Below are 17,440 nucleotides of genomic sequence, written 5' to 3'. Positions count from 1 at the left end.
TCCTATCCTTGATGTTTGGATTCCCAACCCAGCTTTGATCGTAATGTATCATAATAATGATAATCAAGAGGATGCAACAGACGAAGCTGACGACTATTTTTTTGTATGGCAACCTTTTGACCTGGTTTTACCATTCTGGATTCATGACCATCACAACTGATGCGCAAATCAGTTTCATTAAACTGGCTGATCTGAAGTTCTATATTGGCTTCACCATCAATAACCAAGGGGCGTGAGCTTAGGCTATGAGAAAACATGGGAACAAGGACAATTGCATTGAGTTGTGGATGCATGATCGGTCCGCCCGCTGATAAGGCGTATGCAGTGGACCCGGTGGGCGTCGAAAGAATCATCCCGTCGGAACGATAATGACTCACTAATTGCTTATTGACATAAACTGAAAATTCGATAAGGTGAGTTTCCTTTCCTCTTCCTAAAACCACATCATTGAGTGCATCCCCCTCAAAATAAGTGTGTTCCTCATCATAAATTCGAGTATGTAACAGAAAACGCTTCTCCTCTTCATACGACCCGCAGAGCACCGCACTTAATTGCTTTTCCATTTCATTGGGCAAAATATCAGTGAGAAATCCCAAACGCCCCCGGTTAATTCCAATGACCGGGGTGTCCACTTTGATTGCCATCCGTGCCGCAGAAAGCAAACTTCCATCACCGCCTACAACAATGATTAAATCATTTTTTTTTCCCATATCGTCCCGAGACAGTACAGGTATTTCCATATCAAAACCTGTGGCCGTATCGGTATCCTGATAGATTTCAACTGCTTGTTGTTTCAGAAAATCCACCAAACGATATAAGCTTTCATTAACACCTTGGTTTGCCCTATGCTGGCGCGCATACAAGATGATCCGTTTGAATTGAATATTATTCTTCAATATTTGCTGTTCTCGATGCTTTTTTTCTTTCATGTTCTTTCAATGATTTTTTTCTTAATCGAATCGAATCTGGAGTTACTTCAACTAACTCATCATCATCTATAAATTCCAACGCCTGCTCTAAAGTTAACTTCACCGCAGGTGTTAATATAATATTTTCGTCAGACCCTGATGCACGGATGTTGGTTAATTGCTTTTCTTTTGTTACATTCACAACCAAGTCATTATCCCGAGCATGAATTCCGACGATCATTCCTTCATAGCATACAGCTTGTGGTTCAACAAATAATCTGCCACGCTCTTGTAAGTTGAATAATGCAAAACCACGCGCCATGCCCTGGCAGTTAGCAATCATGACTCCATTTGCTCTTTTGCCTATCCGGCCTTTGATTGCAGGACCATAATGATCATAAACATGATACATTAAACCGGTACCTGAGGTAGAGGACAAGAATTCATTGTGGAAACCGATAAGACCACGGGTAGGAATCATGTAATCAAGACGTACTCTTCCTTTTCCATCTGGAACCATATTTTGCAATTCACCCCGGCGCTCACCAAGTTTTTCCATAATAGCGCCTTGATGGTTTTCTTCAACATCGACAGTCAAATGCTCATAGGGCTCTTGTTGCTCACCCTCTACTTCGCGAATGATCACCTCGGGTTTACTGATTGCTAATTCATAACCTTCACGGCGCATTGTTTCAATCAAAATGGATAAATGGAGCTCGCCACGACCGGACACCCTGAATTTATCTGGATCATCACAATCCTCAACACGTAAAGCAACATTATGCAATAATTCGGTTTCCAGGCGCTCGCGAATTTTCCGAGAAGTCACATATTTTCCTTCTTGACCAGCAAAGGGGGAATCATTGACTTGGAAAGTCATACTAATGGTGGGTTCATCTACCGAAAGTACAGGTAGCGCTTCAACCACGTTGGGATCACAAATTGTGTCGGAGATTTTGATGCCTTCAATTCCTGTAACCGCAATAATATTACCCGCACTGGCTTCTTCAACTTCAATACGTTCAAGACCTTTAAAACCTAATATTTGCAATAAACGACCTGATCGGATTGAACCGTCTTTATCAATAATTTTTACTGGGGATTTCGCCTTTATTTGGCCACGGGTAATACGTCCTATACCTATAGTGCCAACGTAAGAAGAATAATCCAGAGAACTAATTTGCATTTGGAAAGGTCCATCTGGATCCACTTTAGGTGCTTCAACCTCATCGATAATGGTTTGCAACAAAGCGCTCATATCTGTCGCTTCATCTTCCAAGTCCAGCTTCGCATAACCATTTAAAGCTGAAGTATAAACCACAGGGAAATCCAGTTGCTGATCGGTTGCACCCAAATTGTCAAAGAGATCAAATACTTGATCCATGACCCAATGTGGTCTTGCCCCGGGACGATCAATCTTGTTAATCACCACAATTGGATTTAAGCCACGGGCGAAGGCCTTTTGCGTCACAAAGCGTGTTTGGGGCATAGGTCCATCCACTGCGTCCACTAACAACAATACGCTATCAACCATCGATAAAATACGCTCTACTTCTCCACCAAAATCAGCATGCCCTGGGGTGTCTACAATATTAATTTGATGATTCTTCCAATAAACACAGGTATTCTTGGCCAGAATAGTTATTCCACGTTCTTTTTCTAAAGCATTGGAATCCATCACCCGTTCAACTTTAGGCCCTCTCTCATTTAAAGTACCTGTTTGTTGAAGTAATTTATCTACTAAAGTGGTTTTGCCATGGTCAACGTGAGCGATGATGGCAATATTGCGTATCTGATTAATCATAAATAACCTTTGAAGGAAAAGCAGAGTATTTGTACATAGTTTTGACATTATACATGAATAGGCCGCTAAAACCTATCTGCTTGTTATATTTTGTAGTCTGGTTGCAGCGGGCGAAATCTGTAAAGGTATTTTATCAAGCCTGGGTTCCGCTGCGCTGCTCCAGGCTACATCGCTACAACCTGTCTCTCACATTTGAGTATAGCAAAACTGACCCCGGAGCTCGGATTGACGCGATGAACCCAGAATAACTATGACTTTCCTTTCTTTTCATGTGTTGATTTGCAAATCACAAACAAATTCAATATCACCTCATTTTTTTATTAACTGCTAAAATAGTATTGAGGGGTTAAAAAAAAGGGAGTAATTATGAAACCATTAATTTTACATCCCACAGATATTAGCCAATGGCATGCATTGGTTAATGAGGCTCAAGTTGCGACGCAACTGATGCTTCCGGAAAATACTGAGAGTTATTTGGTATTTTTATTAATGCGCTTTTCTCAAGGTCCCAAGCTTATTGAGTCTATTGTTGCGCTGGATTTTCTGGAGTCCATGCACAGACCGAAAAACATGCAGATGGAATTGTTACGGGATGTGGGGGATAAAAGCCTTCTTTTTTGCGGCCTATTTCCTGGTATTGCCAAGAGACGACATGTGAGTCTGGATTATTTTTCAGAAATGGGGCAAGCAGCTTATTTAACCATTGGAGAATTAGAAGGAAAACACACTGATGATCTATACACTCAGCTTAGCGAACAATTTCTTACCTTAAGACAAGTATTGCAAGCGATGCGGGGAGAATGTGTGGAACTCGTCCAATCAGATAAGGACATATTATCTTCTATAAAATTCACGTTACAATAGCCCTGATTTATGATTAAAGGTAAATTCCTGTCATTTCTCATAGAAGCAGAATTCATCTTTCAAGAAAAATTCACGAATGAATGGGGAGATGGATTCCCGCTTACGCGGGACTGACCTGTTTAGATTTTCGAACAGCAGAGGACACTTAAATGTTGCGTTCTCTTAACCCTTGTGGAATAGCATCGTGACATCGATTGGATCCAAGGTGTATTTTTTATTGCAAAAATCGCAGCGAATGGCAATTTCACCTTGTTCTTTCAGTAGCTCTTTTGCATCTTCTTCCCCAAGAACAGTCAATACCTGTTTCATTTTCTCCAAACTGCAGCGGCATTTAAATTGTGTTTTACGGCTATCGAAAATCCTAAGCTCGGTTTCATGATAAAGTCGGTACAGTAAGGTTTCATTATCTAAATTGAGAAGTTCTTCTTCACTGACTGTTTGTCCCAATTGCACTGCATATTCCCAAAATTGCTCTCGTTGAACTGTATTTTGCTCAGGCATTAACTGCAACAACATTCCAGCGGCAGCATTTTCATTCACAGCCAACCAAACTTGGGTAGAGACTTGCTCTGATTGCGCAAAGTAGTTCATAAGATTTTCGCTCATGGATGTCGACTGAATCGGTACCATACTTTGATAAGAGTTCGTTTGATTGTGTTGGTTTATCGTAATCACCATCTGTCCTTCAAGAAATGCTGAAGCATATTCTTTAGTGTCTAGATTCTCAGTAAATTGAGCAAAAGCCCTTACATTAAACTCATGATCACTTTGTACCAATAGTAAGGGAAGGCGGCTATCTCCTTGAAACTGTAAATTCATGCTGCCCTGAAATTTGATACTTGAAGCGAGAAGCAGACAAGAAACAATGGCTTCACCCAATAAATGTTTGACCATTGGGGGATAATTTCGTTGGCTCATTATGGTTTGATACGTATTCTCAATATGAACAATTTCACCGCGAATATTAGCGTGTTCAAATATAAATCGTTGTAGGGTATCGGCTTCTTTCATAAATAAACTCTGATTAAATAAGGTGATTATTACGCACTGATATTAAATTTAATATACAACTCTTTTGATTATGAGTTTTTAAGCGGTATATGCTTCTCTCTACTGGATAAAAATCCTAAACAGCCAAGATGCTGTCATAATAAAAAAGGGACCTAAAACAAATGGGCACAAACCCAAAGTATACCACAATTTTTTTCCAGTTTTCCTGGAGAAAAAATTATCTTGAACTATGCTTTTAAAACCTCCCGTGAAATTTAAAGGACTAATCATGATAGATAAAAACATTTTAGCACCATTGTTTAAAACCATTGATAAGGTCTTTTTTGGTATTGAGGAGTCAAAAGAACCAGAGCCCAAGTCTGATTTTATTGAACTAGATACTGAAGAAGAGTTTGATGTTGAACGCTCCATTAATTAGTTGTTGCTTCATACAAACTATGCGGCAATAATCGCTCTTTTTTGAGTGAGAAGCCTTAAAGATGTTGAATAGCCAACAAATGGCAGCAGTACGTTATATAGACGGACCTTTATTAGTGCTTGCTGGAGCTGGAAGCGGTAAAACACGAGTGATAACGCAAAAAATAGCTTACCTAATCAATACGTGCGGGTATGCCGCCAATACTGTATGTGCTGTAACCTTTACCAACAAAGCAGCCAATGAAATGCGTTCTCGCGTTGCCGCCATTCTGCCCGCAGCCAACCGTCGCGGTTTAAAAGTGGCTACCTTCCATACTTTAGGCCTAAGTATGATCAAACGGGATTTTTCATTGTGCGGGCTGAAAAAAGGTTTTTCAATTTTTGATAGCGAAGATTGTTTGCAAATATTACGTGGGTTTTTACCTGCGAATAAATCCTCGGATCGGGACGTCCTTTATCAAATACAACAACATATTTCACGATGGAAGAATGATCTCCTATGCCCAGAACAAGTAGTCCAAAAAGTGGCAGAAGCGCCCTACTCTGAAGAGGCAGCAGTGCTATATCCACGTTATCAGCAGGCGTTAAAAGCATATAATGCCGTGGATTTTGATGATTTAATCCGCCTTCCTGTAACCTTATTAAAAGAGCATGCTTCCCTCGCTGAGTACTGGCAAAACAAAATTCGTCATTTATTAGTAGATGAATACCAGGATTCAAATACCAGTCAATATCTTTTGGTAAAACTATTAACGGGAATACAGGCACGGTTTACTGTTGTGGGCGATGATGATCAATCCATTTACGCCTGGCGAGGTGCCAGGCCTGAAAATTTAAAACAATTACAGAGTGATTATCCCAATTTAAAAATAATTAAACTAGAGCAAAACTATCGTTCGACTAATATCATTTTACATTCTGCGAATCACCTGATAGCCAATAACCAACATTTATTTGAAAAAAAATTATGGAGTGAGTTTGGTCATGGAGAACTTCTACGTGTCGTCTCTTGCAAAGATGAAAATGATGAAGCGGAACAAGTTGTGGCGGATTTAATTAGCCATAAACTGCGCTATAGAACTCAATATGGTGATTATGCCATTTTATACCGTGGAAACCATCAATCCCGCGTTTTTGAAAAAGTACTCCGGAATTACGGAGTTCCATATACAATCAGCGGCGGTCAATCCTGGTTTGCAAAAACCGAGGTTAAAGACATTTTTGCCTATTTGAAATTGTTATGTAATGAAGCGGATGATGCTGCTTTTTTAAGGGTCATCAATACCCCCAAAAGAGGGATTGGCGAAGCCAGCCTCGATGCTTTGGGTCATCATGCCCAAAGCAGAGGGTTGAGTTTATATACCGCATCAGACCATATGGCATTGAGTGAATTCATTTCTGAAAAACCTCGTGCGGCACTGGTTCATTTTAAAAATTGGATTGAAGGGATAAAAAAGCAGTTGACTACGGAATCCATTACCGAAATCCTAAAACAAATGGTGGAGGAAAGTGGTTATGAGGCGTACATTTATGAACAGTGTGATACCCCGGCGAAGGCCCAGAAAAAAATGGATAATGTGTGGGAGCTGTTAGAATGGGTAGGACGCCTGTTGGCCAAAAATCCAGAACAAACATTGGCCGACATCATCAATAAATTGATTTTAATTGATATTTTAGAACAATCGGATGAACAGGATAAAGAAAACTTGCAACTGATGACCCTTCATGCCTCAAAAGGCCTTGAGTTTCCCTATGTTTATTTGGTCGGCATGGAAGAAGAACTGTTACCGCATCGGGTTAGCATTGATGAAAATCAAATTGAAGAAGAAAGAAGGCTGGCTTATGTTGGAATCACCCGGGCACAGAAAGGCCTATGTTTCACCTTGGCAAAGCAAAGAAGGCGCTTAGGGGAGTTACAAGACTGTTTGCCGAGTCGATTTCTCGAGGAATTACCCTCCGAGCATCTCGAGTGGTTTGGTAAGAATGTGGAACGTTCGGAAGAGCAATCAAGAAATCTGGCAAAATCCCATTTAGCAGGCTTAAAAAGTTTATTGAGTGAATCCTAGTAGAATAGCCAATAGTCAGATTTATCAGTGATTGCTATACTGAACCTATGAAAAAAAATATCATTTTATTTATAGTTTCTTTTGCAATGTTCATGGAAGCGGTAGATACAACCATTCTCAATACCGCTATTCCGGTGATGGCGCAAAGTTTAAATGTCAATGCTGTGGATTTAAAATTAGCGTTGATAAGCTATCTTTTAAGCTTGGCCATCTTTATTCCGATAAGCGGCTGGATTGCTGATAAATTTGGAATAAAAATTGTGTTCATTACTGCACTTTGTATTTTTACTTTAAGTTCTATTTGGTGTGGTTTTACAAATACCTTAGGTGAATTAATTTGCGCCCGAATCGCTCAAGGATTAGGTGGGTCATTAACCATGCCCCTTGGCCGTCTCATTATTTTACGTACTTGTGAACGACATGAATTGATTAACAAAATGAGCATTGTCGTGATGGTAGCCTCGTTAGGTTTAATGCTTGGCCCCCTTCTTGGCGGAATAATTACCAATCATTTTTCATGGCGTTGGATTTTTTGGGTCAATATACCTGTAGGGATATTGGCTGTGGGGTTAGCAAGTAAATTATTGCCCTACATGCCTCCTCGTCCTGTCCCCCCACTTGATAAGCTAGGCTTTATTCTTTTTGGTTGTGGCTTGGCCACATTAACCTTCAGTTTGTCTATGGTTAGTGAATCCCACGTGACCATCATGCAATTTTTGACAACCTTTTTTATTGCCCTACTCCTCCTTGGAGGGTATATCAAACACTCCTATAAAAGACCACACCCCATTGTCAAAGTAGAACTTCTGCGGACACGTACTTTCTGTATTTCAATTATAGGCAATCTGTTGGCGCGTTTAAGTTTTGGCGGGGTTCCTTTTTTATTGCCCTTGCTATTACAAATTGCGTTAGGCTATTCCCCGAGTTTATCCGGGCTATTACTTGCTCCTACTGCTGTTGGCGTTTTTTTAGTCAAACCGATATCTTTCTATATTTTACGTTATTTTGGTTATAGAAATTTACTCATCTTAAATACACTACTGGTAAGTATTTCCCTCTGGTCCTTTTTTTCCATTAATGAACATACTTCAGTATATGGTATTGCACTTTTGACTTTTATTTATGGATTTCTTATAGCCCTCCAGTATACAGGAATTAATTCTCTAGCTTATGCCAACATCCATGAAAACAATATGAGTGCCGCCACAAGCATAATGAGTACCATTCAGCAATTGGCCCAGAGTTTCGGTGTTGCGGTTTCCGCCATTTTAATTAGTCTATTTACTTATCTCTATTCTGCAAATCATGTTTTATCGGTGCAAATATTCCATGATACCTTTTTTATGCTGGGAATTTTTACATTTTTATCAGGAATCATCTTTACCTTTTTAAAAAAAGAAGATGGCCTGGAATTAATTGAAATCCCCAATCATTAAATTCATGTCCTCAAAAGAACTCCTTTTTGCATAAAAAAGATTAAAAGATTGCAAAACATTAGAATTTTTAGACAAGATGCACTATGATGGAGGGGCATTATTTTATTGTTTTGAAGTTAAATTTAAAAAAAATTAAAAAAATTTAACAAAAAAACGGCACAACTAATAAAATAATGTTACAATATCCTGGTAACAATTTAGGAAATTAACATGTCAGAAAAAATTCGTGGTACAGTAAAGTGGTTTAATGAGTCCAAAGGTTTCGGTTTTTTAGAAAGTGGCGGTAAAGATTATTTTGTGCATTTCAGTGCTATTTTAGGCTCTGGATTTAAAACTCTCGCTGAGGGCGCAACAGTAACATTCAAGCCAAGTAACGGGCAAAAAGGTCCTCAAGCTGAAGAAGTTGAAGTAGTTTAAACATCAATTTACTGAGACCCCCTATTCACTTAAATATGAGAGTATTTCGATGGATAGGGGGTTTTTTATTGGTATAAATTCAATACGCAGAAAAGTTCCGGTAACATTTTTATCCCCAGGATAAGCTATTATGTAGATTAAATGCCTCATACAAAGGAGTGTATCATGAGTCAACGAATTGCAGTTCTAGTCGGGAGTTTGCGTAAAGAATCCTACAATAGAAAGCTGGCTAATGTACTTCTCTCCATTGCCCCTAAATCGCTAAGCCTGCACATAGTGGACATTGGCAATTTGCCTTTATACAACCAGGATTTTGATGATGAAAAACGCCCTCCGGCTTCGTGGGTCACGTTTCGTGAGCAAATGAAAACCTTTCAAGGGGTAATCTTTGTTACTCCCGAATACAACCGTTCTGTCCCTGCTGTTCTTAAAAATGCAGTGGATGTTGGCTCTCGTCCTTATGGGAAAAGTATCTGGAGCAAATTACCCGGGGCAGTGATTAGTGTTTCCCCAAGTGCTATTGGCGGATTTGGTGCCAATCATCATTTAAGACAATCTTTTGTTTTCTTGGACATTCCCACCCTACAACAACCAGAAACTTATATAGGCCATGCAAATGAGTTGTTTGATGAACAAGGTCAAATTAAAAAAGAGGATACCCTTAAATTTTTGCATCAATTTATGGAAGCATATGCCGATTGGGTTGAATTAAATACAAGGCAATGAAAAAATTCTGCAAATTTTGTTAAACCTCATTGCCATTTGCCCATTAAATAAGCAAAAATAAGCCTAATTAATCAGCCCTGATTTATAATAAGAGCTTGATTAATGAACAATAATATTGAGAAAATACTTTAGATTCCTGTTATTCATGGGTTTTTAACGTTTAGAATGGAACCTTCAGCGTTTGAAAACAGTAAATATAAAATCCATAATGTATGATAACAGAACTTCAATTTGCGAGAGGTGCTTTATGAAAAAATTAATAATGTTATCTAGTCTCCTATTTACTTCAACCGTTTTCGCAGATTCCTGCACGTTTAATTTAACCTTTAATGATAAATGGACTAACTTCAAAAACTGGATCATTATTATTACAGATGTCTCAAGTCCAGGAATTCAGGAAGTCGTGGGTGGTCCGCAATTGTTTTATGGAAAATTTCCTGATTCTGGTACATTAAAAGTTCCGGTGCCAAATTGCACAAAGAGCACTCAGATTGGTCTTTTTGCACATGCTCCTGGTAAAGCGCCAGTCACAGATAGTGGCGTACTTTCAAACACCAACTCTGGATTAAAACCTCAAGCATATGCACCCAATAGCTTTCTGGAGGGTATGGCTCATTGCGTGGGAGATATCAATCCAGGTGATTTAAACAACATCAATTTGGAAGTAGGAAGTATCGGCAAACCCGGTGATTTCGCATTTACATCTAAACCAGCTGGTAGTGAACCTGATTCCTGGACCAAAGCTCAATTGGGTGTCACTTGTAAAAACAACGAGCTGACTTCCGAACAAGATAATCCTTCTTTCTAGTTAGTTCATAACAAGTGTGTTGGTATTCTTAGCTTCATTTGCAAGAAGAGCAAAGGCATATCAACACACAGTTAGTCTTTAATATCTTCTTATTGGATTATTTCTCAATAACATGCCCCATTAATTTTGGCAAAACTCCTTTTTTATTTTGCTCAGGAACTCTATTATGCAAGCAGGCTTTAAAAAAATTAAGGGATAATAAATCATATTTATGAATCAAATAAATCGTTCCACCCTTATAGGTATTTTTTTAATCAGCTGCGCCATTTTAATAGTGGAAATTACGCTTACAAAGATTTTTTCAGTGACTTTGTGGTATCACTTTTCATATTTTGTCATTTCTTTAGCAATGTTTGGAATGGGATTTGGTGGACTGCTCATTTACCATCTGGAAGAACAATTCCAATATGAAAAAAGTAAGAATTTATATTTACTTAGCATTGCGCTCGCCATCAGTATTATCTTGAGCTTGTATGCTGTCCTATCCTATCACCTACCCGATACATTCAATTGGCAAAGCCTGTTACAGTTTGTATGTGTTTATATATTATGCACCTCACCTTTTGTATTGAGCAGTATGATTCTTTCAGTACTTTTTTTAAATTGGCCTGAAAAATCAAATGTTATTTATAGCTTTGACTTACAAGGTGCCGCTATTGGTTGTCTTGGTTGCGTGCTGTTGATTAGTTATTTCACGGCCCCACAGGTTTTATTGATTGCCAGCTTCATCTGTGTTGTTGCTGCTATTTTATTTGAATTGCCCCTACTTCGTATACCGTCCTTGATATTTTTATTTGGGATGTTGATTTTAATTTACATCGGAAACTCTTTATTTCAAATCACTCAAACAAAGAATTACTCAGAATTGGAATATGTGAAGATTTTTGAAAAATGGTCCCCATTATCCCGTATTACCGTATCTCCTGAAATATATTTCAAAGGATTGCAGAATGTTTCGCCCTTTGGATGGGGGATAAGCAGTACTTACAAACAAAAACATCCATTTACCCAATTATGGATTCAGCAAGATGCCAGTGCTATAACACCTATTGTTCCATTTGACGGTGATTTCAATAAAGTAGATTTTTTAAAATACGACATTACCGCCATACCTTATTATTTGAAAAAAAATCCAGATGTTTTTGTTTTAGGTGTTGGTGGCGGGCGTGATATTTTAACCGCATTGGCTTTTAATAGTCATCATATCACGGGTGTGGATATCCATCCTGTTATTGTTGATCTGCTTCAAAATAAATTTTCAGGATATGTGGGTCACATCTACCAAAATGACAAAGTACATATCGAAGTTTCAGAGGGACGCACTTATCTTGAATTAAAGAAAAAAACTTACGATATCATTCAAATTCCTTTAATCGATAGCTGGGCTGCGACCGTTGCAGGTGCTTTTGCTATGGCGGAAAACAGCATTTACACCATTGAAGCATTCAAAACTTATTTAAAATATCTAAAGCCCAATGGCATCCTAAGCGTTTCCCGTTTCTATTTTAAGCCAGATAATCAAACAATAAAGATTATTTTACTTGCACGAGCTGCTTTAGAACAAAGCGGAATTACTTCTCCAGAAAGGAACATCGTTGTAGTTAAAAATCGAGGGAATAATATTGATGTTGCTACCGTTTTGGTTCAAAAAGAACCTTTCTCTCTAGAACAAATCCATGAGATCAAAAAAATAACACATCAGTTCGCATTTGAAATTATTTATCTTCCTTCGGATGTTCATAATGAACCCCTGTTTCAAAAAGCCCTGACCAGCAAAAATCTAAATCGATTTTTTCAAAATTATTATTACGACATACGCCCAACAACCGACGACAGACCATTTTTTTTCCAAATGCTTTATTTCTCTAAAGTGAAAGACTTACTGACCGGTAAAAAAATAACGGGGCAAGTGTTTAATTATTTCGGGGTAGCCATCTTATTTATTTTACTCATTATTTCATCCATTTTGGTCTTATTGTTTTATTTTTTACCCTTATTATTCTCCAAAACATCCAAAAAGCCTCCGCTTTTATGGGGATTATATTTTGCTTTATTGGGGTTGGGTTTTATGCTTGTAGAAATACCTACCCTCCAACTAGGCTCTGTTTATTTAGGAGGACCGACTTATGGATTGTCTGTAGGTTTATTTTGTTTGTTATTTTTTGGGGGGATGGGCAGTATTCTCAATAATTATTCTCAAAAAGAGCGAATGCTCCAGGTTCTAAAAAGAAGTTTATTTTTTGTGGTGATGTTGGCAATTATTTTACCCTTTTACCTCCATTGGTTGATGTGGATTACCTTTGGTTACAATTGGTATTTCAAATTGGTTTTAATTATTTTAATTCTTATACCTATAGGTTTTTGCATGGGAGTTGCTTTACCCTCCGGTTTGCGCCTTGCACGGGATCTACATAGGGAGAGTATTCCTTGGTTTTGGGCTTTAAATGGAGCATTTTCAGTTTTAGGCTCCATTATCGCCATGGCCATCTCCATGACATTTGGCTATAGTTGCACCATGGTTTTAGCTTCGGCATTGTACTTGTTTACCTGGGTCTTGATTAAAAGCGGGATAACCAAATGACCCATTGGTTTAAAGAGTGGTGCACAGCAGTAATTAGGACTAATGTCGCCAGGACAAAATAGCGATCAATGTAATAAAGCATACTGGTTTTTACTTCAGAAGAGACAGGCATGCGATCATTGATCCAGCTCTTTAATGCAATACATACGGGCAGATAGAGCATTAAAACGATTTCACTAAAAATGCGTACCTCTGGAAAGTTACCTATCAGGAGCAATACAATAAAATAGAATAATGCCACGTATCGTAATGGGCGGAAAAGAAGCGGAATATAGTCATAAAATGCGAACCAAAAGAACGGTATTCCTGCAAAACAAAATATAAATAAAAAGATGTGTTGTTCATTCAACAACCATTGAAAATTCACTTTAAAATGGGTGTCATTCGAGGATTTAAAATACCATTCCAACAATGTACCTGAAGCATCGTGTAAAAATATAAGTACCAAACTGCGTGCAAGAACATACACGGCTAAAGACAGAATTATTTGCTTATAAACGGCATGCAAATGATTCCAATGTAAAGCGGGTATAAAAAGTATCAGCAGAAGACTACTTTCTCGATTTATCGTAGCTACGAAAAGTAAGGGTAGGAAGTATAACCAATTCGAACGAAGACAAAATAAGAATCCCAGAGTGAGAAAAAAAAGACTGGGCGAATCATAATAAAAGAAAAAGGTCGCAGGTCCGCCCGTAGTAAATCGATAATTGATAACGGTCATTAAGGGTAAGAGAAGAAGAAATAACCAACTAAGCAATTGCGATTGACGCAAAGTAAATTCATACTGCATCAACTTTAATAATGCAAAGTAAAATAAACTGATGAACATCCATTCAATTAAAAAATAAATTTTATCAAGATCTAATGGGGTAAAGTAGGAAATAACATGGGCGAATAACGGGATTAAAAGCCGTTGTCCAAAAGTAATAGGGGCAGAAAAGTTGGCCAGTTTATCTAATGTCACCTTGAAATAAACCCCAGTAAGCTTCACATGCATAAAGGCATAGCCAAGAAGCAAAGTCAATGTGATAAACCGCGTTTTATACCGGAGAAAATCTTCATTCATAGTTTTAACTTGATTATCTTTTATGATTTGAGATTGAACTAGAATATTAACTGATATGATTTGGATATAACTATTCCTTTTTTTAAATATTTGTCTTTGGCGGAATGATTCAATGAGTTTGTTTCTACTCCCGCGGCATCGCTCTTTATTCATTAAGGTATGAAGCAATTAGATTCCCAGCAAAAAAGGCTGTATAATAATTTCTCATTTTAAACGGTTTACAAAGTAAATAAGTGGAAAATCCTGTAATAAAGAGTTAAATTGCAGGAACAGAAATACTCCCAAATTAACAGAGAATAGACTATGCAAAATACCGTGAATGCAGAAGAAACATCCATTGTAAGTTCTTTTCCCATTGGCATCATCACCAGTCTTTTTAATCGAGAAATTACCCAAGCCTTGCAAGAGGGAGCAATTTCCCAACTTTTAAAACGTGGTATCCATCAGACAGACATTATTTCTTATGAAGTTCCCGGCGCAGTAGAAATTCCTTTGGCTGTGAAGCGCCTGGCCCTGCAAAAACAAGTGCAATCCATAATCACGTTTGGTTCTGTCATTCGCGGTGAAACCAGCCATTATGATGTAGTATGTCAGATGGTGAGCCAAGGATGCATGCAAGTTTCATTAGAGTATAATATCCCTGTTTTATTTGGGGTACTGACTACAGAGAACGAAGAGCAAGCTTGGGATAGACTTGGTGGAAAGGGAGGACACAAAGGTAAAGATGTTGCCAATGCTGCCATTATGATGCACCAAACTTTACGTGACATAGAAATAGGATATAAATGACAAATAATTATGAACAGTTTGAGCAACGCAAACAAGATCATATTAAATTGGCCTTAATGTCTGAAAATCAAACGACTGAATTTGGAACTTTTGATACAATTCAATTAATCCATGATGCGCTTCCAGATATCAATTTTGATGAAATTTGTATTCAAGGATCACGCTTTGGCCGTCCTGTTGAAAAGCCTTTCCTGATAAGCTCCATGACAGCGGGACATCGTCGAGCAAAACACATTAATCACCATTTAATTGAAGCTTGTGCGCTAAATGGCTGGGCCATGGGTGTGGGCTCTCAACGACGTGAACTGACCGATGCCAAGGCTGCATTCGAATGGCATGATTTACGCAAAAAATTTCCTCAGGTCAGTTTATACAGTAATTTAGGCATCGCCCAGTTAATCTCGACCTCGACCAGTGATGTTCAACGTTTAACCGATGCATTGCAAGCCGATGCACTCATTATTCACTGCAATCCCCTTCAAGAAAGTATGCAGCCTGAAGGTACTACTAATTATAAAGGGTGCTGGCAAGCTTTAGAAAAAATAGTTCAGGAACTACCCTTGCCTGTCATTATTAAAGAAACAGGGTGTGGTTTCTCAAGTCAGACTATGTCGCGGTTAAACGATATCGGCATCGCAGCAATTGATGTAGGCGGCCTGGGAGGGACTCATTGGGGTCGAATTGAAGGACGAAGGGCGATCGAAGATCCAATTCGCCAGCAGGCAGCACTCACTTTTGGCAATTGGGGTATCGATACGGTTACTTCTGTAAAGCAAGCTGCAGCACTGAATCCTTCTTTTGAAATATGGGGGTCAGGTGGCGTTATCAATGGGTTAAATGCGGCTAAATTATTTGCTCTGGGCGCAACAACCGTGGGTTATGCAAGGCCATTGCTCGAAGCTGCCTTGGAATCTTCGGAACGGGTGAGCTTATGCATGCAAACCATTGAATATGAACTTAAGGTCGCCATGTTTTGTACCGGAAGCAAGGTATTGTCTGATTTAACACAGAAACTAGGTTAATACACTTTATCATGAGTTTAAGAGTTTCCCCTAACTGCCAAAATGCGTCGGCACATTATATAATGCGCTTTATCGTTCATTCAAAAAATCTAATTTTAGAACAGATGCATCAAATCAATATTTTAAATAGAAATATGGAACCTTAAAAGAATATCGATAAGGTAATTTTTTTGTGAACCATTGGCAGGTATAATTAAAAAAATTAAATCAATGTCACTGAACCCAGGAAATTTATTTTACCTATTCATGATCTCTATCCGCTAAAAAGCAGGAAAGCAAAAATAGAGGTTTGATTCAGGTAGAAAGCGAAATAAAATTTATTATGTATCGCATAGGATTGTGAATGAATTTTTTTTTACCTGTTAGTAAATTAATTTCTTTTAAAAAGAAAAAACCAACAACTGCCAATCAAGAAACAGCCATGAATCGGATTTATTTTCTTGATGGTATCCGTGGCTGGGCGGCAATTATTGTGGTACTTTTTCATTTTTTTGTATTTCGTTTCCCTATTGCTCCAGCAGCATCTAAATTTATGAAAAAAATATTTTTCTTAAATGGTGGCATGGCAGTTTATATCTTTTTTATCACCTCAGGATTTTCTTTAACTATTGGTTATTTTAAAAAACAGAATCCGCTTATATTAAAAAAAATACTAGCTGGACGCTATATTCGACTTATTATTCCCATTGGTATTGCCTCTTTAATGTATTTTATCGCTCTGAAAACCAAGCTGATCCCGCCACTTGCATTACGCCCAGAAAAGTTTAGAAGTTTTCTTGTTGAAGTTCCGAACTTCTTCGATTTTTGCCGATTCCATTTTTTCCAGGTGCTTTATCACTATGATAAAAAGCAATCATTAATTCCACCTCTTTGGACCATGCAAATAGAATTTTTGGGTTCAATATTTGTCCTATGCTCCTTGTTGGTCATAGATAAATTAAAATTTAAACCTGTTTTCATTTTAATTTTTAGCATCATTGCCATGCAATGGAATATTCTCTATAGCCTTTTTTTTATTGGGGTGATGCTTGCCTGGGTTTACTCTAAATATCCTTCCGTTAATAATACTTTTATAGGGTACCTCACTTTATTCCTGGCACTTCTGTCCTCTTGGTTTTTTGATCATCATTTTCACAGTCAAATTTCATTTTCATTTATTTTTAAGGTTTTTTGCCTTTTAAATTTTTTTATCGCAGCGATGTACTGTAAACCAGTACAAAATTTTTTATCTTCACCATTAAGTATTTATTTAGGCAAAATTTCATTTTCTTTATATCTCATTCATTCGCTGGTCATTTGGACAGTTGGATTAAGATTGATGAATTCAATAGATAATCTATGGATTGATTGTATTGGTGTACTAATTTCATTAATATTAGCGCATTATTTAACATATGTGGATGCTGTTGGAATTAAACTATCTCATCAGGTAGGGGATTTAGTTTCAAAATTAGAAATTCATAAAAAGAATAATACTATTTTGCCAAGTAATGCTTCTTAATATTTCCAGGAATAAGATGTAACC

The 17,440-nt window shown here is 37.8% G+C and carries 15 protein-coding genes; 11 read left to right on the top strand and 4 right to left on the bottom strand.

Features of this window, described 5'->3' with window-relative positions; genetic code table 11:
• Nucleotides 1–2: 2 nt before the first annotated feature.
• Together BU07_RS0114150 and typA are read right to left on the bottom strand one after the other, a co-directional pair.
• A complete protein-coding gene (locus tag BU07_RS0114150) occupies nucleotides 3–929 on the bottom strand; it encodes an NAD(+) kinase (protein WP_035899138.1) in 927 nt (308 codons plus the stop codon).
• On the bottom strand, nucleotides 886–2,712 hold the full coding sequence (gene typA, locus BU07_RS0114145; protein WP_031567104.1) for a translational GTPase TypA: 1,827 nt from the start codon (nucleotides 2,710–2,712) through the stop codon (nucleotides 886–888). The genes BU07_RS0114150 and typA overlap by 44 nt, the downstream gene beginning before the upstream one ends.
• Nucleotides 2,713–3,078: 366 nt before the next feature.
• On the opposite strand from typA, the gene BU07_RS0114140 reads away from it, so the two are divergent.
• The gene (locus BU07_RS0114140; protein ID WP_031567102.1) at nucleotides 3,079–3,576 is read left to right on the top strand and encodes a hypothetical protein; all 498 of its coding nucleotides are present in this window, start codon (nucleotides 3,079–3,081) and stop codon (nucleotides 3,574–3,576) included.
• 162 nt (nucleotides 3,577–3,738) lie between these two features.
• Here BU07_RS0114140 and hslO read toward each other — a convergent pair whose 3' ends face one another.
• The gene (gene hslO, locus BU07_RS0114135) at nucleotides 3,739–4,587 is read right to left on the bottom strand and encodes an Hsp33 family molecular chaperone HslO (protein ID WP_031567100.1); all 849 of its coding nucleotides are present in this window, start codon (nucleotides 4,585–4,587) and stop codon (nucleotides 3,739–3,741) included.
• A gap of 268 nt (nucleotides 4,588–4,855) precedes the next feature.
• On the opposite strand from hslO, the gene BU07_RS17560 reads away from it, so the two are divergent.
• From BU07_RS17560 to BU07_RS0114090, 7 genes are all read left to right on the top strand, one after another.
• Complete coding sequence (locus BU07_RS17560) at nucleotides 4,856–5,005, top strand: hypothetical protein (protein WP_165482411.1); 150 nt, start codon at nucleotides 4,856–4,858, stop codon at nucleotides 5,003–5,005.
• Nucleotides 5,006–5,066: 61 nt separating this feature from the next.
• On the top strand, nucleotides 5,067–7,070 hold the full coding sequence (locus tag BU07_RS0114120; RefSeq protein ID WP_031567096.1) for a UvrD-helicase domain-containing protein: 2,004 nt from the start codon (nucleotides 5,067–5,069) through the stop codon (nucleotides 7,068–7,070).
• Nucleotides 7,071–7,117: 47 nt separating this feature from the next.
• On the top strand, nucleotides 7,118–8,506 hold the full coding sequence (locus tag BU07_RS0114115; protein ID WP_031567094.1) for a DHA2 family efflux MFS transporter permease subunit: 1,389 nt from the start codon (nucleotides 7,118–7,120) through the stop codon (nucleotides 8,504–8,506).
• A 210-nt stretch (nucleotides 8,507–8,716) separates the two neighbouring features.
• Complete coding sequence (locus BU07_RS0114110) at nucleotides 8,717–8,923, top strand: cold-shock protein (RefSeq protein ID WP_031567092.1); 207 nt, start codon at nucleotides 8,717–8,719, stop codon at nucleotides 8,921–8,923.
• 165 nt (nucleotides 8,924–9,088) lie between these two features.
• Nucleotides 9,089–9,649: an NADPH-dependent FMN reductase gene (locus BU07_RS0114105; protein ID WP_031567090.1), complete on the top strand. Its 561-nt coding sequence runs from the start codon at nucleotides 9,089–9,091 to the stop codon at nucleotides 9,647–9,649.
• 247 nt (nucleotides 9,650–9,896) lie between these two features.
• Nucleotides 9,897–10,457 carry a hypothetical protein gene (locus tag BU07_RS0114100; protein ID WP_031567086.1) on the top strand — a complete coding sequence of 187 codons (561 nt, stop codon included), beginning with the start codon at nucleotides 9,897–9,899 and terminating at the stop codon, nucleotides 10,455–10,457.
• A gap of 211 nt (nucleotides 10,458–10,668) precedes the next feature.
• Entirely contained in the window at nucleotides 10,669–13,038 is a 2,370-nt protein-coding gene (locus BU07_RS0114090) for a spermine/spermidine synthase domain-containing protein (protein WP_031567084.1), read from the top strand.
• On the opposite strand, the gene BU07_RS0114085 is transcribed toward BU07_RS0114090, so the two are convergent.
• Complete coding sequence (locus tag BU07_RS0114085; RefSeq protein ID WP_031567082.1) at nucleotides 13,016–14,104, bottom strand: hypothetical protein; 1,089 nt, start codon at nucleotides 14,102–14,104, stop codon at nucleotides 13,016–13,018. The genes BU07_RS0114090 and BU07_RS0114085 overlap by 23 nt on opposite strands.
• 303 nt (nucleotides 14,105–14,407) lie before the next feature.
• Between BU07_RS0114085 and ribH the strand changes: the two genes are divergently transcribed.
• The 3 genes from ribH (at nucleotide 14,408) to BU07_RS0114070 (ending at nucleotide 17,416) form a co-directional block, all read left to right on the top strand.
• Nucleotides 14,408–14,893 carry a 6,7-dimethyl-8-ribityllumazine synthase gene (gene ribH, locus BU07_RS0114080; RefSeq protein ID WP_035899137.1) on the top strand — a complete coding sequence of 162 codons (486 nt, stop codon included), beginning with the start codon at nucleotides 14,408–14,410 and terminating at the stop codon, nucleotides 14,891–14,893.
• Complete coding sequence (gene fni, locus BU07_RS0114075; RefSeq protein ID WP_031567079.1) at nucleotides 14,890–15,915, top strand: type 2 isopentenyl-diphosphate Delta-isomerase; 1,026 nt, start codon at nucleotides 14,890–14,892, stop codon at nucleotides 15,913–15,915. Before ribH ends, fni begins: the two co-directional genes overlap by 4 nt.
• 343 nt (nucleotides 15,916–16,258) lie before the next feature.
• A complete protein-coding gene (locus BU07_RS0114070) occupies nucleotides 16,259–17,416 on the top strand; it encodes an acyltransferase family protein (RefSeq protein ID WP_031567077.1) in 1,158 nt (385 codons plus the stop codon).
• Nucleotides 17,417–17,440: the final 24 nt, after the last annotated feature.

This window comes from Legionella wadsworthii DSM 21896 = ATCC 33877, from assembly GCF_000701265.1.
GTDB lineage: Bacteria > Pseudomonadota > Gammaproteobacteria > Legionellales > Legionellaceae > Legionella > Legionella wadsworthii.
The sequence above is the reverse complement of the archived record's forward strand: the minus strand, read 5'-3'. Positions and strand labels throughout refer to the sequence as shown.